The 21,128-nt window shown below is 41.3% G+C and carries 19 protein-coding genes and 1 other annotated feature; of the genes, 13 read left to right on the top strand and 6 right to left on the bottom strand.

Going from position 1 to position 21,128, the window contains the following annotated elements:
• Positions 1 to 24 precede the first annotated feature (24 nt).
• Positions 25 to 552: a DUF2867 domain-containing protein gene (locus KR50_RS00675; protein WP_052476622.1), complete on the top strand. Its 528-nt coding sequence runs from the start codon at positions 25 to 27 to the stop codon at positions 550 to 552.
• A gap of 472 nt (positions 553 to 1,024) precedes the next feature.
• On the opposite strand, the gene KR50_RS00670 is transcribed toward KR50_RS00675, so the two are convergent.
• Positions 1,025 to 2,368, bottom strand: coding sequence for an MFS transporter (locus KR50_RS00670; protein ID WP_041053605.1), 1,344 nt, complete (start codon positions 2,366 to 2,368; stop codon positions 1,025 to 1,027).
• Between the two features lie 445 nt (positions 2,369 to 2,813).
• Between KR50_RS00670 and KR50_RS00665 the strand changes: the two genes are divergently transcribed.
• The 7 genes from KR50_RS00665 to KR50_RS00635 all read left to right on the top strand — a co-directional run bounded on the left by KR50_RS00665 (position 2,814) and on the right by KR50_RS00635 (position 9,375).
• Positions 2,814 to 3,587, top strand: coding sequence for a helix-turn-helix transcriptional regulator (locus tag KR50_RS00665; RefSeq protein WP_041053602.1), 774 nt, complete (start codon positions 2,814 to 2,816; stop codon positions 3,585 to 3,587).
• A 313-nt stretch (positions 3,588 to 3,900) separates the two neighbouring features.
• Complete coding sequence (locus tag KR50_RS00660) at positions 3,901 to 4,275, top strand: VOC family protein (protein ID WP_041053600.1); 375 nt, start codon at positions 3,901 to 3,903, stop codon at positions 4,273 to 4,275.
• Between the two features lie 250 nt (positions 4,276 to 4,525).
• Entirely contained in the window at positions 4,526 to 4,918 is a 393-nt protein-coding gene (locus KR50_RS00655; protein WP_041054416.1) for a response regulator, read from the top strand.
• Positions 4,919 to 5,226: 308 nt separating this feature from the next.
• Positions 5,227 to 5,934, top strand: a complete 708-nt coding sequence (locus KR50_RS00650; RefSeq protein ID WP_156969428.1) for a hypothetical protein — start codon at positions 5,227 to 5,229, stop codon at positions 5,932 to 5,934.
• Positions 5,935 to 6,041: 107 nt separating this feature from the next.
• Positions 6,042 to 6,267, top strand: a binding site (T-box leader).
• Between the two features lie 44 nt (positions 6,268 to 6,311).
• Entirely contained in the window at positions 6,312 to 8,021 is a 1,710-nt protein-coding gene (gene argS / locus KR50_RS00645; RefSeq protein WP_041053593.1) for an arginine--tRNA ligase, read from the top strand.
• Between the two features lie 80 nt (positions 8,022 to 8,101).
• Positions 8,102 to 9,046, top strand: a complete 945-nt coding sequence (gene msrB, locus KR50_RS00640) for a peptide-methionine (R)-S-oxide reductase MsrB (RefSeq protein ID WP_041053590.1) — start codon at positions 8,102 to 8,104, stop codon at positions 9,044 to 9,046.
• A gap of 20 nt (positions 9,047 to 9,066) precedes the next feature.
• Positions 9,067 to 9,375, top strand: a complete 309-nt coding sequence (locus KR50_RS00635) for a hypothetical protein (RefSeq protein ID WP_041053589.1) — start codon at positions 9,067 to 9,069, stop codon at positions 9,373 to 9,375.
• Positions 9,376 to 9,622: 247 nt separating this feature from the next.
• On the opposite strand, the gene KR50_RS00630 is transcribed toward KR50_RS00635, so the two are convergent.
• Entirely contained in the window at positions 9,623 to 10,435 is an 813-nt protein-coding gene (locus KR50_RS00630; protein ID WP_041053587.1) for an SGNH/GDSL hydrolase family protein, read from the bottom strand.
• Between the two features lie 204 nt (positions 10,436 to 10,639).
• On the opposite strand from KR50_RS00630, the gene KR50_RS00625 reads away from it, so the two are divergent.
• The 3 genes from KR50_RS00625 to KR50_RS00615 all read left to right on the top strand — a co-directional run bounded on the left by KR50_RS00625 (position 10,640) and on the right by KR50_RS00615 (position 15,120).
• On the top strand, positions 10,640 to 11,083 hold the full coding sequence (locus KR50_RS00625) for an SRPBCC family protein (protein ID WP_041053585.1): 444 nt from the start codon (positions 10,640 to 10,642) through the stop codon (positions 11,081 to 11,083).
• Positions 11,084 to 11,209: 126 nt separating this feature from the next.
• Positions 11,210 to 12,394, top strand: a complete 1,185-nt coding sequence (locus KR50_RS00620; RefSeq protein ID WP_041053584.1) for a class I SAM-dependent rRNA methyltransferase — start codon at positions 11,210 to 11,212, stop codon at positions 12,392 to 12,394.
• Between the two features lie 461 nt (positions 12,395 to 12,855).
• A complete protein-coding gene (locus KR50_RS00615; RefSeq protein WP_041053582.1) occupies positions 12,856 to 15,120 on the top strand; it encodes a helicase C-terminal domain-containing protein in 2,265 nt (754 codons plus the stop codon).
• Between the two features lie 318 nt (positions 15,121 to 15,438).
• On the opposite strand, the gene KR50_RS00610 is transcribed toward KR50_RS00615, so the two are convergent.
• The 3 genes from KR50_RS00610 to KR50_RS00600 form a co-directional block, all read right to left on the bottom strand.
• Positions 15,439 to 15,633 carry a YwbE family protein gene (locus KR50_RS00610; protein WP_041053580.1) on the bottom strand — a complete coding sequence of 65 codons (195 nt, stop codon included), beginning with the start codon at positions 15,631 to 15,633 and terminating at the stop codon, positions 15,439 to 15,441.
• Between the two features lie 77 nt (positions 15,634 to 15,710).
• Positions 15,711 to 16,601, bottom strand: coding sequence for a manganese catalase family protein (locus tag KR50_RS00605; protein ID WP_041053578.1), 891 nt, complete (start codon positions 16,599 to 16,601; stop codon positions 15,711 to 15,713).
• Between the two features lie 77 nt (positions 16,602 to 16,678).
• Positions 16,679 to 16,903 (bottom strand): YuzF family protein, encoded by a 225-nt coding sequence (locus KR50_RS00600; RefSeq protein ID WP_052476619.1) that lies wholly within the window; start codon positions 16,901 to 16,903, stop codon positions 16,679 to 16,681.
• 437 nt (positions 16,904 to 17,340) lie between these two features.
• Here KR50_RS00600 and KR50_RS00595 point away from each other — a divergent pair, with 437 nt between their 5' ends.
• On the top strand, positions 17,341 to 17,553 hold the full coding sequence (locus KR50_RS00595) for a hypothetical protein (RefSeq protein WP_041053577.1): 213 nt from the start codon (positions 17,341 to 17,343) through the stop codon (positions 17,551 to 17,553).
• Between the two features lie 153 nt (positions 17,554 to 17,706).
• On the opposite strand, the gene KR50_RS00590 is transcribed toward KR50_RS00595, so the two are convergent.
• Positions 17,707 to 19,110, bottom strand: coding sequence for a dipeptidase (locus KR50_RS00590; protein ID WP_041053574.1), 1,404 nt, complete (start codon positions 19,108 to 19,110; stop codon positions 17,707 to 17,709).
• A 710-nt stretch (positions 19,111 to 19,820) separates the two neighbouring features.
• Here KR50_RS00590 and KR50_RS00585 point away from each other — a divergent pair.
• Positions 19,821 to 21,080 carry a hemolysin family protein gene (locus KR50_RS00585; RefSeq protein WP_041053573.1) on the top strand — a complete coding sequence of 420 codons (1,260 nt, stop codon included), beginning with the start codon at positions 19,821 to 19,823 and terminating at the stop codon, positions 21,078 to 21,080.
• Positions 21,081 to 21,128 lie beyond the last annotated feature (48 nt).

Genomic DNA, 21,128 nt, shown 5'->3' with positions numbered 1-21,128 from the left:
AAATTTTTTATGAAGGGTGATAATATGGGGAAATACATTGTTGAAAAGGTGTCAGTTCCTAAAAATTCTATAGCAAACGAATCCTTATCTTATATACATTATTCAGATGCATATAAAATTTTACTTCCTGGTGAATCAGCTCATGATGTAAAATTTATAGCCAGCAAGTTTTTGACTACTGTCCCCTCTTGGGTTTCTCACTTAATGAAAGTGCGTGACCGAGTAGTCAGTTTTATTGGGTTAAAGACATCTAGTCTGTCTGAAGTGGAAAATATAAAATTAGAACAGGTAAGTAGAATAGGACTATTGCGTATATTGAATTGTAGTTTACATGAGATATTACTAGGTGAAGATGATCGCCATTTGAATTTTCGTGTGTCCATTTTAGTAGAAGAAGTGAATGGATTAAATTACTTAACTGTTTCGACGGTAGTATATTTTCATAATTGGATGGGAAAATTGTACTTTTTTATTGTGAGAAAAGTTCACAAAGTAATCGTACCTGCAATGTTGAAGAATTTTGTGCGTAAGAGACATATTGTGAAAATTTGAACTTAAACTAACGAGTGCTGTTAGTTTAACAAGGCGTTAATAAAACGAAAAGAGGTTGGGAAAAACTCAAAAAGGTTAAAAAAGAGGATCTATTTATTAACAGTAGTAGGTGAGCAGAGCGGAAGGCGGCGACTCCTGCAGGACATGACGGCAAGCTGAGTCTTTACAGAGCAAGGCTCTGAAAAGGCTCAGCGCCGTCCCTGCGGAAAGCGTCCGACTGAAGCGCAGTGAACCGGTCGTAGAGCTTGAGACTTTTTTGTCCCAGGCTCTTTTAACATGATAAAACAACATTACTATTGAACATAGCCTAATTTAAAAAGTAAGAAAGCATATTCTATAATTAGTACGATGTGAGCAAAGAGGAAGGTGGCGACTGCCTGCGGAAAGCGTCCTCCTAGAAGCGAACCCGTCACATTTTACAAAGGTTTTAGATACCTTCTTCCATTATCATTTACTTAATGGACATGTGCAGTTAAGAAATAAGTGACTGCGCACGTTTCCGATAAATGAAAAACAAAACAGTAGAAAGAGTCATTAAAATGATTAAAGAAGCATAAGCCCACTGAAACGATGCAACGGAATAGGTAGCATTTCTCCATTCAAGAATGGTTGTCCCAAGGACGGCGCCTGAGGCACTTCCTACAAATTGACTGAGCTGTTTCATTCCAATGCCAGTGGCTACTTGATCTTTTGGGAGTATACGAGAAATTTCATTGGTCGTGCTGGACGATAGACTTGAAAAACCGAAACTCGTAAACATATACCCAATCATAATCATATAGACACTGTAAGGAGAAAGGAATGTAAAAATCAGCGCAGAGATCAAAAGCAGGATCTGTGAGAGCAGCATGACACGAATATTTCCATATTCGTCAATCAGTCTTCCAACATAAATCGCGGCGACAGCAGATAGCATGGCACCCGGAAAGATGATCAGTCCTACCATTGTAGCTGAAAGATTAAACACCTGGCCGATCATCAGCGGCATCAATACTAGTAAAGCAAAGTGCAGCGTGAACCCAATATAACTTAGGTATACAATTAAACGGTAGCTGCGATTTGATAATAGTTCCGGTTGGATAAAGGGGATATCTGTATGAGTAATTCTCCACGCGAGCAAGAGAGCAAGAATGACAAATGAACCTAGAAATAGAAACTGAAAGGTAGAGACAAAAAGCAAAAAGGAGGTAACAGCGCCTCCGGTTAAGAGTCCTCCAAGTAAATCAAAGGATGCCTTTCTCGTTTCCTGTTTAGGCAGCAAAATAAACAAAAACGGAATGACAGCCATCACAAAAACCGTCACGATAAATAAGAAATTCCAATCTAGAATATCAGTTATGGTGCCTCCGACAACAGGACCTAAACCAAAGCCGAGGGAGGACGCAGAAGCGATCATAGCCATTGCGCGGCCTCTGCGATGAATCGGAACAAATCGCCCTGCGAACACCATGGAAAGTCCCGGAATCGCAGCGGCGCCTGCAGCCTGCCCGACTCTTGCAGCTAACAGCCATCCAAAGGTGTCTGCAAAAAAGCCGAAAATGGAAGAGCATCCAAAAATCATGATGCCGATCGTTAATAGAATTCGAATCGGAATATAGTCTGAGAGTCGAGTGTATGCAATTGTAAAGATCGCAAGCACGATTGAATAACCGGAAACAATCCATGCGCCTTGAGACGGTGCAAGTGAAAACTCAGCCAGAACATCAGGGAGCGCAACATTAAACATGGTGGTGTTCATCACCGTGAGCCAGACGGCAATACTGAGAACGAAAATTGTTCTTTGGTAATCAGGAGATTCCAATTTAGAATGGTTCATCCTGTAAATCTCCTTTCATGTATACATACCAGTTCCCCGAAATGAATTGAGTCTGCTGATAATGCTTTTTGTTTAAGACATAAGTAAGAGGCGCTTCCTTAAAGAAGAAGTGGCAATCAACACTTTATTTTCATATAAATTAGTATGAATGAATAAACCTATGGAAGGAAGAGAAGGAAAGCTTAGGAAAGAACGCAACAATCGTTAGTTATATAGAATATTAAAATATCGCAAAACCATAGGGTGGTTAAAAAGTATAAACATGCAGAGTAAAAGATTAGTATATCAACCCTTATTCTATCTGTCTCAGATTTAAACATATTCAGAACCTTCTACAAATAGAAAGCCTTTACATAATAGTGGAATAAGTTTACAAAACATGTAAAATAAATTAATATAATAGATAATAATTCATTGCAGTTCTTGACCTAAGAGGAGGGTCTGTATGAAAGAACGTACATATGAGGAGCGCTTTGCCAGTTACTATATGCGTGATATGGAGCATTGCCAGGACCATGATGGGATCCAATACTTCTATCAGCTCCAGGAAGAACTGATGGATCATATTATGAGCAATCAACTTCATGAAGCTCAAAAAATAATGGCCAGGCTGCAGGAAGTTTTGCACAGGCGTGCCCCCGAGGCGATTGAAACTGCATTGCCGCGTTTTTATTTAACTCAAGTAGCATTGTTTGCCAACGAAATACGAAAATTCGGCATTTCGCCAGTGAAGATCTTTTGTTTCAGTTCAGCAAGCATTGAATTAATTTATTCCTGGCATACTGAAGAAGAAATGGTGGAGGGCGGACATTGGCTTGTTGAAAGCTTTATTGATATGATTAGCGAAAGAGTAAACCCTTTTTTCAGCCATCCAGTTGTCTGTCAGGCAGCAGAATATATTAATCATCATCTTGAAGAACCCATTGAGGTTGAAGCCGTTGCAAAAGAAATCAGAATAAGCCCAAGCTACCTTGCGAAACTGTTCAAGCAGCAAGCAGGCATGACGGTCAAACAATTCAGCAATCAACGAAAAGTAGTGGAAGCAAAGTACTATTTGCAATTCTCTACTAAAGAGATTGCGGAAATAGCAGACCAATTTTCTTTTTGCAATCAAAGCTATTTTACCAAAGTGTTTAAAGATCAAATGGGGTTGACGCCAAAGCAGTTTAGATTATCTCTGCAGCGGGAAGTGAAAGAACCATATCAGGAATCATTCTAAAGGAGGGGTCCTTCATCGATAAAATTGCCTCTCACGGCTATATAACCATCTCAAGAAAAATTGAATGGGAAGAGCAGCTTATCACCGAGCACACTCACGAGCTAATACTGTACGAAAACCGAATCAGTGACCATGAAAAACAATTTTTTCTGACTGAAATTTTAGATGTCTCTTACAAGTCCAGCCTTCAGAGTTATGGGTTGTTGTATATTCATACAATAAAAGGCTTGTTTCCATACAAGGTAAAAGAACATCCGGCTTCATTTATTCAAAAATATTTGGAATTAAAATAAATGGAAAATGAGGTGTGAAGATGAGCTTTTCATTTCAGGGGATCGACCATGTTCAATTAGTTGCACCTGAAGGCCATGAAGAAAAAGCAAGGGATTTTTATTCCGGCGTTTTAGGTCTTAGGGAAATACCCAAGCCGGAAAATTTGCGCGGTCGTGGGGGGTGCTGGTTTGCATGCGGTCCGCAGGAGATCCATATTGGATCATTGGAGCCCTTCTCAGCACCCAAAAAAGCACACCCTGCTCTTGTGGTGACGGGGCTTAATGATTTGCGTATTCATCTAGAAGGCGCTTCCTATACGATTGATGAAGAAGAGCCAATCGCTGGACGGGACCGTTTATTTGTTGAAGATCCGTTTGGGAATCGAATTGAATTCCTTGAATATCATGCTTTGTAATAGCAAAAAAAGAGCCTCTTAATCAATAGGGATTTTTTCGGATATAGACGTTTTGAAAACGGAGCAGCTGCTTATTTTTTTACATTAGCAAGCTACTATGAGACAATGAATAGATCGATTTGTGCAGTAGGAACAACTGACCAATAAATGAAGCATAGGATTAAATAGAGAGATAAAAGGCTAGTAGTAGAGTTTCCTGTTCCTTTGAAGGGTGCTCAATGGGGGTAAGATTGGGTAAGGAGGAATGTTCATGCAAAAGATAATGATTGTTGAAGACAACGCTGACCTTCGAACAGATTTGACAGAACAAGTAAAAGTGATCGGATACGAACCGATTCCAGTGACTGATTTTGAACGGATTCTGGAGCGTTTTATCGAAGAAAAACCGGATTTGGTTCTTTTAAATGTTAATCTTCCTTTTTTTGATGGATACTATTGGTACCGGCAAATAAGAGAGTATTCACAATGCCCTGTAATTTATCTTGATGAAACCGAGAACGAGCTCATTATGAATTTAGAAATTGCAGGCCTTAAAAAAGATTCGAAAAGAAATGCAGCTGCCAAGCCGTTTACTCGAAAAACACTGACAGCTACATTACAAACTCAATTGGCGAGTGCTTATCCAAAAATCGACAAAAAGTGAAGTAGTTTAACCTTCCGTCATGGCTGTGGCGGGAGGTTTTTCATATATTTCGTGTATACCACCATGATACAACTCTTAAACACATGGGTAAAATATATTTCAAAATCATGTAATATAAAATAGTTTTCGCATTCGTATTTCAAAATGAAGAAACCATTGATCATCTCGATCGTAGAAACAAGAAGAGACAAATAGAGGTGATTAAAGTGAAAGAAATAAGCAAGAGGCTTGTACGGATTTCCCTTATTAGTGGATTAGGTGGAGGGATAATACTTTTCGCGGCTTCCTATATCCTGGGGTTATCTTTGATGTTGAATGCGGCTCTTCCTATTCTGATGGCATTACTCGCTCCATATTTCTACTTTTCCTCTCAGTACAAAAACAATGAGCGCAGAAAAGAAGCCGAAAAAACGGAGCAAAAAGACATGCTGAAGGAATCGGAATGGATCTTTATGAAAGAAGGAGCGGGTGGCGCTGAAGTGATGATCCTCAATAATAGAGGAGAATACATAGGGGTCTATAAATCGGTCAATTTGCCTCGCTGGCTAAGAGGTGTGACTGTTTTCATCGCTTGGGCAGAAGGGTTTTTCACTTCCACAAAAGGTATTTTTGACTCGCGGGATGAGCCGGTCGCAGGTATTCAAAAGGTACCCATAAAAGGAAAGGTCACCCTTGAAGTAAATAATCGCTATGGTGAGCCAGCAGGATTCTATGAAGAACAGCGTGTAAATTCGACTGGGAAAAACAAGGGAGTCTTAAAAAAACCGGATGGAAGTGTATGGGTGGAGGTAAGTATGTCTTCTATAGCAGGAGATTTCCATCTGGTAGATACAGATGGGCGCTTTATCGCCTCTTACCGATTCGGATATTTCGACTATGCCCTTTCAGCTCAGTTTCAAAATAGTGCAGGCTACGAACTGGTAAAAGTGAATGAATCACTTACATTAAACGAAAAAACACTGCTCTCTGCTATGGTTTGTTATTGGATGGGGTACAAATTACATGGAATGAAGTGAAGGATGGAAGTCCCCCTTTAGTATGGTAAAGTGAAGACCAGTTGAAATATGGAAAAAGACTACTTGAGTTTTTTGAAGCGTCTTTGTATAATTAGTCAACAATAAGGTTGAAGTCGATGAGCAGAAGAAGTAAGGGCATGCAGTGCTTTAGCGAGCCGGAGGAGGTGGGAGTCCGGTGCAGTCATGAATCCTGAAAGCGCATCTGTGAGATGTTTTGTTGAATGGAGTAGGCAAAACCGGATCCATGCGTCCGTTAACAGCATAAGTTGGAATACTCCATTCTTGAGTATTCAATTGGAGTGGTACCGCGGATAATCAGCATTCGTCTCCTGCATTAGCAGGAGGCGAATGCTTTTTTTGATTAATAAAAAGGAGGATTGACCATGAAATCAAGAATCGCTGAACAAATAAAGATAGCAGCAGGTGTCGATTTTTCACAAATTGAAATAGAAAGCTGGATCGAGAAGCCTAAATTTTCAACCATGGGGGATTTTGCCTTTCCATGCTTTCGGCTGGCTAAAGAATTCAAGAAAGCACCGAATCTAATCGCCGCTGAAATAGCACAGACATTTAAGTTAAAAGAGGTAGAGCGAACAGAAGCTGTTGGAGGCTATTTAAACTTTTATCTTGACCTACCACTTTATTCAGCGAAAGTGCTCAAGGAAGTCATTGATAAAAGAGCGGGTTATGGGCAAAAAGATCTTGGTAAAGGGAAATCCATCTCAATCGATTTATCGTCTCCGAATATCGCCAAGCCTTTTTCAATGGGGCATCTGCGTTCTACCGTAATTGGAAATGCGCTCGCTAATGTGACAGAAAAATTGGGCTATAAAGTGATTCGGATTAACCATATCGGCGACTGGGGAACACAGTTTGGCAAACTGATTACAGCGTATCAAAAATGGGGAAGCGAAGAGCAAGTGAAAACATCCCCAATCGCAGAGCTGCACAAATTATACGTATACTTTCATGAACAAGCCGAGCTCAACCCGTCATTAGACGATGAAGCACGTGTATGGTTTAAGCGGCTTGAGGATGGAGACGAGGAGGCTGTTAGGCTGTGGGAATGGTTTCGGAAAGTTTCACTTGAGGCGTTTTCAGCAGTGTATGAAAAGTTAAATATTTCGTTTGATTCTTTCAATGGAGAAGCCTTCTATAACGATAAAATGAATGATGTAATTGCTATGCTCGAAGACGAAGGCCTGATTGAAGAGTCAGAAGGGGCAAGAGTCGTGCGTCTGGATGATGAAGGACTGCCGCCTTGTCTGATTCAAAAAAGAGACGGTGCCACATTATATGCAACAAGAGATTTGGCCGCAGCTTTTTATCGGAAAAGAGAATATTCTTTTGAAAAGTCCCTGTACGTTGTTGGAAATGAGCAGTCGCTTCATTTTAAACAGCTGAAAGCGATTTTGAAAAAACTTAATATTTTGTGGGCAGAGGATCTGGTGCATATTTCATTTGGCATGATGTTAAAGGACGGCAAAAAAATGTCTACTAGAAAAGGGAAGATTGTCTTACTAGAAAAAGTACTCGAACAATCCACCGCACTTGCAGCTGAAGCAATTGAAGAAAAGAATCCGAATTTGAAGGAAAAACAGCAGGTAGCAGAAGCAGTGGGAATTGGTGCCATCATGTTTCACGATTTAAAAGTGTTTCGGCAAAATGACGTTCACTTTGAACTGAAGGATATGCTGAGATTTGAGGGTGAGACAGGGCCATACGTGCAATACGCCCATGCAAGAGCATGTTCAATTCTTCGAAAAGCAGCAGTAAAAGATAGCTCATTCAGTAATAGTAAGGTTGCTCCTGCTTCGTTTGGAGAGGAAGAGCGTGCTATTGTAATGAAAATCAGTGCATTTGAAGAAGTCATTGAGGAGGCGTTTGCAGAATGGGATCCGTCTAAAATCGCAAAATATGCGATCGATCTGGCCCAGCTTTTTAATCAGTACTATGCGCACACTCATATATTAAACGAATTAGATGAAGAAGTGAAAGCACAACGGCTGCTGCTATTAGAGTCCATAACAATTGTGTTAAAAGAAAGTCTAAGACTGTTGGGAATTCAGGCGCCTGAAGAGATGTAGTGCCAGCAGGCTGTTTAGTTGGTTGGATGTGAAAAAGATTATATGATGAAGGAAATTGGTATGCAGCAGGAGGGAAAACTATGGAACAGGCCATGTTTGCTGGAGGATGTTTTTGGTGCATGGTGCGCCCTTTTGATGAAAGAGAAGGAATTGTGAAAATTATCTCTGGATATACTGGCGGCAGCGAAGTAGAGGCAGTTTATTCTGCTGTTAGAACGGGAGAAACTGGTCATGTCGAAGCGGTCCATGTGCTGTTCGATCCTTCGATTATTTCTTATGAAGAACTTCTCAGTATCTATTGGACGCTGACAGATCCAACAGATGGTCAAGGACAATTTAGTGACAGGGGAACGGCGTACCAGTCTATCATTTTCACGTATACAGCTGAGCAGAAAAAAATGGCCCAAGCCTCACTGAAAGAATTAGAGGCAAGCAGGCGTTTTCAAAAACCGCTTGTAACGCAAATAAAAGAGGCACCCCCTTTTTATCCGGCAGAGGAATTTCATCAGGATTTTGACCAGAAGAACCCTTTTCGATATGCCTTATATTATAAAGGATCCGGTCGAGAAGATTTTGCCCGCACGTATTGGCCCAAAGACCGGTCTCACTTAAAAGAAACACTTACAGCCAGGCAGTTTTATGTGACACAGGAAAACGGCACAGAGCCTCCCTATGAGAACGAATACTGGGACAATACGGATGAAGGAATATATGTCGATATTGTTTCAGGCGAACCGCTCTTTAGCTCCCGGAATCAATATGATGCGGGATGCGGATGGCCATCCTTTACAAAACCTATTACTGATTCCATGGTGAGGGAAGTGTGGGATGTTTCCACCCGTCATACCCGCAAAGAAATAAGGAGCCGTGAAGCTGATTCTCATTTGGGGCATGTGTTTGAAGATGGTCCGGGATCTGGGCTGAGGTATTGCATCAACTCAGCTGCTTTAAGGTTTATCCCAAAAAAGGAGCTTGAGAAAGAGGGGTACGGAGACTTTCTTCTCTTATTTGCTGTAAGAAAATAAAAAATACAGAGGGTTAATGAATGATGAAAAATCGCAGTCTTATTATTTTGATTTGGGCAAGTCAGTTATTTTATGTCTTGTTTTTGCCAATTTGGTTCACGTTTTTCGGCCTGACTGTTATCAGGTCTGAGCAAAGCCAGTCGCCATTTCTTTCAGCTGCAGCAGAATATATTGCTGGTGCCTATCCGGTTGTTCTCCTTGCGGTTATCGTGTTGAGCTGGTCTGCTTACCGTAAACGTAAACTAAAGAAGATGATTCTTATTAATACGATCCCAATTTTGTGGATCGCTCCTATTTTAATTACGTTCCTTGTTGCGAATGTACTGTGAATTACAGGTTGGAACATAACTTATAAGAACAAAAAAAGCCTGGGACAAATGTCTGTCTCAAGCCTTTGACGGTTCACTTCGCTTTAGGTAGATGCTTTCCGCAGGGGCGGTTGCTTGAGCCTTTTCAGGGCCTTTCCCTGTAAAGGCTCAAGCACCGTTATCTCTTGCAGGAGTCGCCACCATCCGCTCCGATCACCACATATTAATCATATACACTGCCTTATTTTTACCCCGGTCTTTTTTTTCGTTATTTTTGCCCAAAGTTTGGCTGCGCAAGTGCATTATAATAAATTTCCTGATGCCAAATGCTGTAACCGAGATCATTCGGATGGATCATGTCATTAAGAATATCTTCCTTTTTAATGTTTCCTGCATCCATCTGAGCAAGCATATGGCCATGGGTGTCAAAATAATTCCATCCATTGGCGAGAATGATTTCCTGAGTAAAATCTACATATTCTTCAAATGTATGGCCCAATTGATTTAACCCGCTTGGATCCAAATTTTCTTTTAAAATAGGATTTGGTGATATGAATAATATTTCTACACCGGGCAGTTCTTTTTTAAACGTGCGGTACAGCTGCTCAATCGATTTTTTGGTATCATCAAGGGTAACAGAACGCCGGTAATTGTTAATCACCGATGTTTCCAGGATAATTAAGTCAGGGCGGGTGCTATACACCTTAGATAGAACGTCGTGATTTAGCAGCATGACCGAGGTATAGCCGGAATGCCCGTGATTTGAAACAGTTACATGGCGAAGCGGGCGGCTGGCACCGCGAATTTCCTGCTGCATCAGTGCGCGCCAGGAAAAGTCGGGAGAGCTTGCACCTACACCTTTAGTAACGCTGCTGCCTAAAGTAGCTACTCGTGCTGAACCATTTTTCATAACACGATACGTTAAAAATTCAAGGTAGGAGATATCTTCATTGTGTGAAGGGTCAATCCGTTCCATCGTTTGCTGAATTTGCACCTGATTATATCGATATTCACTGCGAACCATGCCCATTAGGACAAGTAAAATAGCAGAAGCAAGTATGATTTGAAACATTTTCTTCATTTGGGAGGAAACATCCTTTCCAGTTTTAGAAACTAAAATGAAATATTATACTTATAATTGTAACGAAAATGTAATGTATATTCAATAGGTCAGGAGTTGGAATCCAGGCCCATTTATCATCACTGTTAATAGCTTTTTCAAGAAAGAGAAGAACGATACTATGGTAAGAATAAAATAAAAAGATGTTAACGGAGGGGAATTTATATGGGGGCACTAAATCAAACAATCCTAATAGAACGCCCGCTTGAAGAGGTTTTTACCATCACAACAAACATGGAGCAATCACCTCAGATAATGGATCAGGTGGAAGAAGTGGCAAAAATAACAGATGGTCCAGTTGGCAAAGGAACAAAATATAATGAAATACGAAACCTTGGAGGAAGACGGGTACAATCTGTCCTGGAAGTAATCGAGCATGTGCCAAATGCCTCATATGCAGTATCAAGCAGTCAAAATGGAGTTGAAATTGAATTTCGCTATACCTTTACACAACAGGGGGACGGAACGTTTGTCACTTTTGATGGAAAGGTGAAAACATCCGGTTTTGCCAGAAGTTTGTTTAGAGGAATGATTGTACGTATGATCTCAAAAGAGGAATTGTTTCATTTGCAGAAGTTAAAGAAATTTATTGAAGCAGAAACGGTTTAACAGAGGGGTGGGATAAACTCAATCTGTTAAAAGAATATTTGTGTGTGCCAACCACCTCCGTTATGATGAAGAGAGTGCAGAAGATCCTTTAAAGATCATTCGAAGCAACTGAGGAGAGTAAGATACATGACGAAAGTTAGAATCAAAAATAAATTTGCAGATAAAGTAAAAAACGGCTATCCACTGCTGACAGCTGAAATGCTTGAAAGTCCAGATCAAGTTGGGCAGGAAGGCGAAATTCTCACAGCAGTTGACGATCGAAATCAATTTATTGCCAGAGGATATATCGGAAAACAAAACAAAGGCATCGGCTGGTTGATCACATGGGATGCGGAGGAAGAAATCGGCTACCGTCTTTTTGTTAATAGAATCCGCGCAGCGCTTGGAAGAAGGAAAAAATGGTTTAATAAAACCCAAACAACCGCGTTTCGCGTCTTTAATGGCGAAGGCGACGGAATCGGCGGGCTGACGATCGACTATTTCGATAATCATTATTTATTTACATGGTACAGTGAAGGGATTTATTTGCTGCGCGAAGAAATTTTACAAGCGTTTGAAGAATTGGTCACGTTCAAGAGCATCTATGAGAAAAAACGGTTTGATACAAAGGGTCAGTATGTAGAAGATGATGATTTTGTAAAAGGTGAACGCCCGTCTTTTCCTCTTATCGTTAAAGAAAATGGTGCTCAATTTGCTGTTCATTTAAATGATGGCGCGATGGTTGGAGTGTTTCTTGATCAGCGTGATGTTAGAAAAGCAATACGGGACAAGTATTCAGAAGGGAAAAATGTTTTAAACACCTTTTCCTATACAGGGGCATTTTCAGTATTTGCTTCATTGGGCGGCGCCGTAAAAACAACCAGTGTGGATTTAGCTAATCGCAGTGTAGCTAAGACAATTGAACAGTTCAGCATGAACGGCATTGACTATGAAGCTCAAGATATCTTGGTGCGAGATGTGTTCCGCTATTTTAATTACGCTGTGAAAAATGAAATCAAATTCGATCTTGTTGTCATGGACCCGCCAAGCTTCGCACGCTCGAAGAAAAATATATTCAGTGCGGCAAAAGACTACAAAAACCTGATGAAGCAAGCCATTGATATTACGGAAGACAAAGGAATCATTGTCGCCTCCACCAATGCAGCTTCATTTAATATGAAGAAATTTCAGCGTTTTATTGATGAAGCATTCAAGGAAAAAGGATTAAAGTATGAAATCATTGAAACCTTCACTCTGCCTGAGGACTTTACGGTTTCTTCTTCTTTTCCTGAAGGAGATTACCTGAAGGTGCTCGTTGTAAAAAGAAAGTAAGGACGACGAACAGCTGCTCACATCACAAAGTGAGCAGCTTTTTAAAATAAAAAGTGCAAAGCGCTCGTCCAGGCCCGACAAGTGTAAGACGCGGTGAATAATCCGCCTGGTTTTGGGCGGATTTGCACCGTGCTTACAACCTCGAGGGCCTAGCGCTTGGAACTGGATTCAATAAAAAGTGCAAAGCGCTCGTCCAGGCCGGACAAGTGTAAGACGCGGTGAACAATCCGCCTGGTTTTGGGCGGATTTGCACCGTGCCTTACAACCTCGAGGGCCTAGCGCTTGGAACTGGATTCAATAAAAAGTGCAAAGCGCTCGTCCAGGCCCGACAAGTGTAAGACGCGGTGAATAATCCGCCTGGTTTTGGGCGGATTTGCACCGTGCTTACAACCTCGAGGGCCTAGCGCTCATAGCTGGATCAAAAGCAATACCGAATGCTAAATAGAACAGGAAGGGTTGCCATGGCGGAAGTAACGAGGATTTCTGCAAGACGGCTTGCTGAATATGTGCATAGAAGCGGGAGTATTGATGCCAGAATCGGCAGCTCAACGGCCATGATAGAAGGGACAAGAAACCATCAGGCTGTTCAAAAAAAGTACAAGGAACAGGATCAGAAGGAAGTTTCTTTAGAAGGTAAAATAGAGCTCGATGGACAAACGTACCAGCTTGAAGGACGATGCGACGGTCTGCTTTTACTAGAAGAAAAGCCGGTGATTGACGAAATTAAATCGACCTCCCGTCTCCTCCATACCATTTCAGAACCTTCTGCCGTTCATCTAGCACAAGGGATGGTATATGCATGGATGGTTACTGAGAAAGAAGGACTTGATGAAATCGGAATTCAGGTCACATACGTGCAAAACGTAACAAAAGAAGAAAAGCGATTTCTTCAACATTACTCAGCCTTTTTCTTAAAAGAACAAGTGGAGCAAATGGTGCGTGTCTATGCTCCGTTCGCTGAATTGATCAATGACCTTCAAGAAAAACGAAACGAGTCCATCCAGGAGTTGAGCTTTCCTTACAGCCATTTTCGTGAGGGGCAAAGGAAGTTTGCTGGTGCTGTTTATCAAACAATCAGCGAAAAAGGCAAATTGTTTGCACAGGCACCTACCGGAATTGGGAAAACCATCTCAACCTTGTTTCCAGCGATTAAAACAATAGGGGAAGGCAAGGCGAATCAGCTTATTTACTCTACAGCAAAAACCATTACTCGGGCTGCTGCAGAAGAAGCGCTGGCTGATATGCATGAAAAAGGACTGAAGCTGTCAGCTGTATCCCTAACCGCAAAAGATAAGATTTGCTTTAAGGAAAAAACGATATGTCAAAAGGAATACTGTGAGTTCGCGGACGGACATTTTGACCGGATTAATGAGGCCGTACTGGACATGTTGGGAAATGAATATATGATCAACCGGTCTGTTGTGGAGCGCTATGCGTTAAAGCATCGTGTCTGCCCATTTGAATTCTCAATGGATCTTTCGTACCTGACAGATGCAATGATTGGTGATTATAATTACGTCTTTGACCCCAGAGTGGCAAGAAAGCGATTGATGGGGGAACAAAAGCGTTCAACGGTTTTATTAGTAGACGAAGCTCATAATTTGGTTGACCGGGCGCGTGAGATGTATTCTGCCATGATCCAAAAATCCACTTTTCTTGCGCTAAGTAAAATGGACGGATCTCCTTCAGTGAAAAAAGCAGCAAAAAAGATAAATAAGACCTGCCTTGATCTTAAGAAATTGTGCGGTGAACAAAATTTTCATATTCTAAAGGAATCTCCCCGTGAATGGACGGAGGATCTGCTAGCTTTTTATGAAGCAGCGGAGGAAAGGATTCAAGAAGGAGAAACAGAGAAAGATACGATTGATTTATATTTTGCCGCTCAACGAATGCTTCATGTCATTGAATCGATGGATGAACGATTTTATTTTCTGATTGAAAAAAAAGGCAGTAACATCTGGATTAAAATTGTCTGCATGGATCCTTCTCTTTTTGTGAAAGAATCAACGAAAAGCTATCGCGGAACAGTGTTTTTCTCTGCTACATTTGCTCCAGCACAGTATGTGAAAAGCATGCTTGGGGGAGATGAAAACGATTATGGATTGGCCATTCCCAGCCCTTTTAAAAAAGAACAGATTGAGGTGCGCACCTATGCGATTTCTACAAAGTATCGTGATCGCGAACGCACGCTTGATTCGATTCTAGGGGCATTACACAAAGGGTTCGAAGATGCAGAAGGGAATTTCATCGCTTATTTCCCATCCTATCAGTATATGGAAATGGCTGTGGAACGTTTTTCTTCATTATTTAATCACAATGAAGCTGATTTACTCGTTCAGTCAAAAATGATGGATGAACAGCAACGGGAGCAGTTTCTAGCTGCTTTCGCGGGAGAAAAACGTGTATTGGCTTTTGCTGTAATGGGAGGTGTTTTTTCAGAGGGAGTGGACCTTCCTGGAGACCAGTTAAAAGGAGTGGCAGTCATAGGTGCAGGGATTCCTCAAATTAATCCTGAGCGGAATCAAATGAAGAACTTTTTTCAAAGCCAAGACTTAAATGGCTATCATTATGCTTATGTCTATCCAGGGATAAACAAAGTTTTGCAGGCAGGCGGACGGTTAATACGGACTGAGGAAGATGAGGGAATTCTGCTGCTGATTGATGACCGTTTTCAATCCCCTCTATATCAGGAGCTATTACCGCTTGAATGGAGAATTTCAACTTGATGCAGGGACTTTACGTTTTCACTTGTAAAAAAGCAAAAAGGGGTCGGGACAATATGTCTCAACCTCTTCAAACCGGTTCGCTGCGCTTCAGGCGGACGCATTCCGCAGGGACGGGAGCTTGAGACTTTTCAGGGCCTTGCCCTGTAAAGTCCCAGCTTGCCGTCATATCCTGCAGTCGCCACCTTCCGCTCCGTTCACCTCAAATTAACTATTAAAAAGAACTCAAATTAAACATCTTTCACAGTTCTGTCCATGCTTCTTTTTGACCTGTCCACTTAAAAAAATGTAGCTTTGTTTTAATTATGTTTCTGTTGGCTCTTAGGTAATAATATTTTTAACTCGTCCAACCTGGCCGTCTGTTAAACGAACTTTTATGCCATGGGGGTGAGAGGGAGATTTAGTAAGTAAATCCTTCACAATCCCTCTCGTTAACTTTCCCGAACGCTGATCCTGCTTCAGGACAATGTCAACTTCAATCCCCGGTGTAATCGTGCTTCGCTGCTGTCCATTCATGACTTTCCCACTCTCCATTAAACGTTTGTTTAATGATACCACAGTTCATTGGAAGCAGGTATTTCAAGGGCAGGCAGCTACATATTTGCTCTTAGTCTTTTTAAGATTTGCTCGTATTCATCCTTGCCAATTCCCGGGGCAAATTCTTCTGGCAGATCGTCAAGATCTGGAATAGGTGCTCCTTCCGGGGTGCCTTCCTGTACGACCAGCGGCTGTCCGTTGCTTGGGTTTGTTCCCTTCCATATGGCACGTATATCCTGGTAGTCCCCATCACTCCATGTAAATAAAACATTTCCCACACCTTGATCTTCGTATTTTCTCGCATGATCAAATACCCGGTTATCCAGGCTCGGTATTGGAAGCATTTTGGTCAAATCCACGCCTGTCGCAATTTCAAGCGCTTTAGCGTAAGCAAGGACGTGAACCCCGCCGCGAACCAAAAGATAGCCGATCATTTCCCTCGCTGTCGGGTGATCAGTCATTTCGTAAACCCTCATCTTATGTGTACGGGCACCGATTTCAAGAAAAAAGTTATGCATTAGGTCTAATACAAGGTTTCCGCTTGAAAAAACATAATCACCTCTCCATGGATTCCCCATCGAATCTCCTGCCAGAGATGTCTGAGCTGTGGCAATAAAGGCATAGGTATTGCGCATATCTTTGCCGTTTTGGAGAGGTGTCAGATCCGGTTCAGCTGTGAAGGAGGATCCTTTTTGCAGAAGGTTAATCGTGTTGCTGACAAGCTCTACATGGCCAAATTCCTCTGCTGTAATGCTCGCCACAATATCATAAAAGGGTTTCAGTTTTCCTTTTTGTCTGAAGTTAAAGGATTGGTACATATAATTATTAAGTGTAGACATTTCTCCGAATTTTCCACCCAGCAATTCCTGTACAGCAGCAGCCGCATTGGCGTCTCCGTATTCAGGAGCTGGCAGCTCAATCAGCAGTTTATTTACTCGCTTGAACACAATAAAACCCTCCTTTGCATATTCCTCCTGCTATGTGTATGTTCACCTAGCAGAGGATATGAAAAAGAGGGGTTTTTTTAAGAAGGAGAAACCCAGATGATTTGCTGCGTGCGGATAAAGAAAGGTGTTTGATTAATTTCTACAACGATATGGTCTGGCATTACAGTCGTAAGCTTTCCTTGCACGGAATTCTGAGTGGTCTGAACGACAATATTTGTTCCAATAATCGTACTTAATGTTTGATAGACGTATGGATCATAAAGCGTAGTGAATTGAATTGATTGTGGTGACTGTCCATTCATTTTAAACACCCCTTACATAGCAATTACTCCTACTATATGAATGAAAAATGAGAATGTGACATTAATGAAGAATAATTTTACCACATAAAACAGTCTAAGGAATAAATGGAAGTTCCTTAATAGAATCGATTTTCAGCAGCAGCCGGATCTCCGCCACCTTGTGGTCGTAAATGAAAAGGAACAGGTATGACAGGCATACAGCGACAGGAGATGCCTTGACAGCTGCATACTTATTTTGTGAGCTTGGCGAACGCATAAAAGAGCGCGGGAAAAACACTTGGGGCGACATCATTGAGCTTTCGTCACCTCGATAAAGATAGTGGGAAAGTAAATGTGCCGCCAGTGGTTTCGAATGGAATGCTATAGGGGAATAGTTACAAGGTGCAAATTAGTACTGCTTCACGCTAAACAGGAAAAGAAGGAAAGGAACAATAAGCATGTCTATTGAATCATTATTGAACGAATTTGAAACACTTCAAACACAAACTCAAACTGGTGACCAGTTGGATGACTTATACGCAGATCTGATGATTAAAATGGAAAAGACATTTGAAATACCAGGTATTATAACCGGGGACTGGGAACGGGAAAATAAACCAGTTAGTGATCTGTACCGAATAATTGCGACCAGCAGGCTAATGAGAACGTAATAAGAATAAAATTTCTTGAGTCCGCGCTGTATTTTGACGGACAGATGAGAATTGAACATTTCATAGAGTGGATTTTAATGACAAATAGCCGCCCCTCGTTCTATTAAGGCAGAATGGGGAGCGGCTTTTTGTTTTAGTTTTAGGGTAAGACCACTATAATTTTTGAGTTAAATCGTTGCTTTTTTCAAGTGCTTTAGGCAGCTCCTGTAAATAATCAGTGATGACTCTTAAACCGTAATCAAAATTTTCAAGATGAAAATGTTCATTTGGTGCATGGAAGTTTTCTCCCGGCAGTCCGAAGCCCATAAGGACAACCGGTTTTTTTAGAATCTGATCAAATTCTGCGACGATGGGGATCGTTCCGCCTCTGCGTATATACTGGACAGGCACATCGTAAATTTTCTCATATGAACGTCCAGCCGCCTGGATCGCTGGATGATCGTAAGGCGCCACATAAGGAGCACCCTTATCATATACAGTCACAGCGACCGTCACGCCTGCAGGAGTATGGGCTTCTATATGAGCGGTTAATAGCCGAATGATTTCATCAGGATCCTGGTCTGGTACCAGCCGGCAAGTGATCTTGGCATGCGCTTCATTAGGCAATACAGTTTTAAGGCCTTCTCCTTGATAACCGCCCCACATTCCATTAATTTCGAGGGTTGGTCTTACCCACATCCGCTCAAGGGTGGAAAATCCTTTTTCTCCTGCTAAATCGTTTACTTCAAGCTCTTTTTTTAACTCTTTATCACTGAATTGAAGTGAATCATGGACTTTTTTTTCTTCATCCTCTAAGTCTTTAACTTTATCGTAAAAGCGTTCGACCTGAATCACACCATCTTCATTACGAAATGAATCCAGTAAATGAACGAGGGCGTGCAGGGCGTTTTGCACCGCTCCGCCAAATTGTCCTGAATGAAGATCCCCTTTTGCCCCTTTTACATCTATTTGCAAACCCGCAAGACCCCGAAGACCGTAGCATAAGGCAGGCTGCCCTTTTTCCTGCATCCCGGTATCCGATATGACGATTACGTCCGTAAATAAAAGCTCCTGGTTTTTTTCAACAAATTCAGGAAGATTAATACTGCCGATTTCTTCTTCGCCTTCGATTAAAAACTTAATATTAACAGGGAGCTCTCCATGCTCTTTTAATAAAGCTTCAACGACCTTCAAGTGCATAAAAGTCTGTCCTTTATCATCTGTAGCTCCTCTGGCGTAGATTTTATTATCACGTATAGCAGGTTTAAATGGGTCGGATTCCCAGAGGTGCAGCGGATCAACGGGTTGTACGTCATAATGTCCGTAGACAAGCACAGTCGGCTTTTCTTTAGCGTGCAGCCGTTCTGCATAAACGACTGGGTGGCCTTGAGTAGGGTAAACCTCAACCTTTTCCATTCCGATTCTTTTCAGCTCACGGACAATCCATTCCGCTCCCTTGACAGTATCTTTTTTATGTGCGGATAAGGAACTGATGCTTGGGATCGACAGCCACTCAGAAAGTTCGTTTAGATGTCGTTCGTGATTGGTTAAGAAGTATGCAGATAAATCATTCGCCATGTTGGTTCCTCTTAATCCAGGTTTCCTTGACAGAAGTAGATATATAGTATATTATGAAGAATGATTGTTTTATGGGAGTGAAAAGAATGAGCAGCTGTCCTCACCAGCTTGCTCGCTATGAATTTTTATATAGGTCTGGACTTTAAGGCCTGATTGACTATATCCGTATTATGAAGCGGACTAACTGAGCAGTAAAAATCGTTTGACACCAAAATAGATTATAACCCTCAAAGAATGCCGGAGTGTAACCCTGCACTTGAACAGGCATCCACTATTTTCTGCGTATCAAAGGACCATTCCATGTTTTACTTCTTATCGGTTCACGTTGCATGAACCCTTTCAGACCAACATCCAGATAATGAACTTATGTATGGATCCATCCATACCCAAGTAATGTCTGATTCACACTGGCACGGTCGAGGAGCCGTAAGGACGAAAGAGAGGTAGGGCTTTCGTTGTTTTAGGTATTATGTAAAAGTAGCTCTCATAAAACCAATCATTTACATAACCTTAGCTTTCAGTCTCCACTGTATGACTCTTCCAATCAATTTCTCCATTTAAGTAACCTTCCTTTATTTTACACATGCCATTATCAAAAGTGCTGCCTATTTAAAAAATCTGACCCTTTAAAAACTGCGAGTGGAAATTATGCCTGGATTAGTATACGCTATTACATAATAAATTGTTGAAGTTAATCAGGAGGAATCTCGTTGGAATTTATAGCCATAGCTCTTTTGCTCTTTGTATCATTCTTTCTTTCAGGCAGTGAAACAGCACTTACCGCCGTTAATAAAATGAAGGTGCAGACCCGGGCAGAAAAAGGCGAAATAGCTGCTGAGAAATTATTAAATACTGTATCAAAGCCGGACAAGATGATTACCACTATTCTGATAGGAAATAATATTGCAAACATTATGATGCCAACGCTAGTCACCATTGTGGCATTAAGATATGGTTTTTCAATAGGTATTGCGACAGGGATTTTGACTGTTACCATCATTATTTTTGCTGAGGTCATTCCAAAAACGATTGCCGCAACGTTCGCTGACCGAATTGCGTTCATCGTAAGCCCGGTGATTCGCTTTTTAATGGTGATCCTAAGTCCTATCACGTTTTTACTGTCACAGCTGACCAATATTGTGATCCGCATCCTTTCAAAAGGTCATATAAAGGAAGCGACGATTACTAAGGAAGAATTGCGGACTATGGTGGATATCGCTTCTACAGAAGGCACCTTTTTGAATGATGAATCTCTGCGCATTAAGGGTGTGCTGGACTTTCAACATAAGGATGTCGGCGATGCAATGAAGACACCGCGTGTAGATATTGTAGGAATGCCGTCTGATTTTACGTATGAAGAAGCAAGGAATTATGTAGTGGATAATCCGTATACACGCTATCCTGTATATAAAGAAAATATGGATAATATCATTGGTGTTTTTCATTCAAAGCAAGTAATCGAATGGTCAATGAATCCGGATCTTCCATTTAGTGAATTCATAGATGATGATCCTTTATTTACAGTAGAGTCAACCTCTATAGAACGAATTTTTAAGCGCATGCTTCAAGCGAAGAAGCATTTTGCCATTGTATTAGATGAATATGGCGGAACACTTGGCATCATTACACATGAAGATATTATCGAGGCAATGATTGGTCAGGAAATCTCCGATGAAAATGATGATGAAGAAGAGGTCTGGATTGATGAACTGACAGACAAACATATTATCTGCCACGGAAAACTGGCAATCCACCGCTTAAACGATGTATTCAAGCTGAAACTTCCTGAAGAACAGGATGTACTGGCAGGATTTGTCCTGAAAGAATTTGGCCATCTTCCAGAAGAGGGAGAAGAATTCGATTATCAGCATCTTAGGTTCACCGTTATGCAAATGGAAAAAAACAAGATAACCAAAGTGAAAATTGATAAACGAATGGTTGAAGGCAGTGAGGAAAAAACAGACTTATAGCCCGTGTATGAGACCAGAAGAATCGGATGAAAAACGGCGAATGATGAA

Source organism: Jeotgalibacillus campisalis, assembly GCF_000829515.1.
Classification (GTDB): Bacteria; Bacillota; Bacilli; order Bacillales; family Jeotgalibacillaceae; genus Jeotgalibacillus; species Jeotgalibacillus campisalis.
Note: the sequence above shows the minus strand (reverse complement) of the source record. Positions and strands in the feature narration are given on the sequence as shown.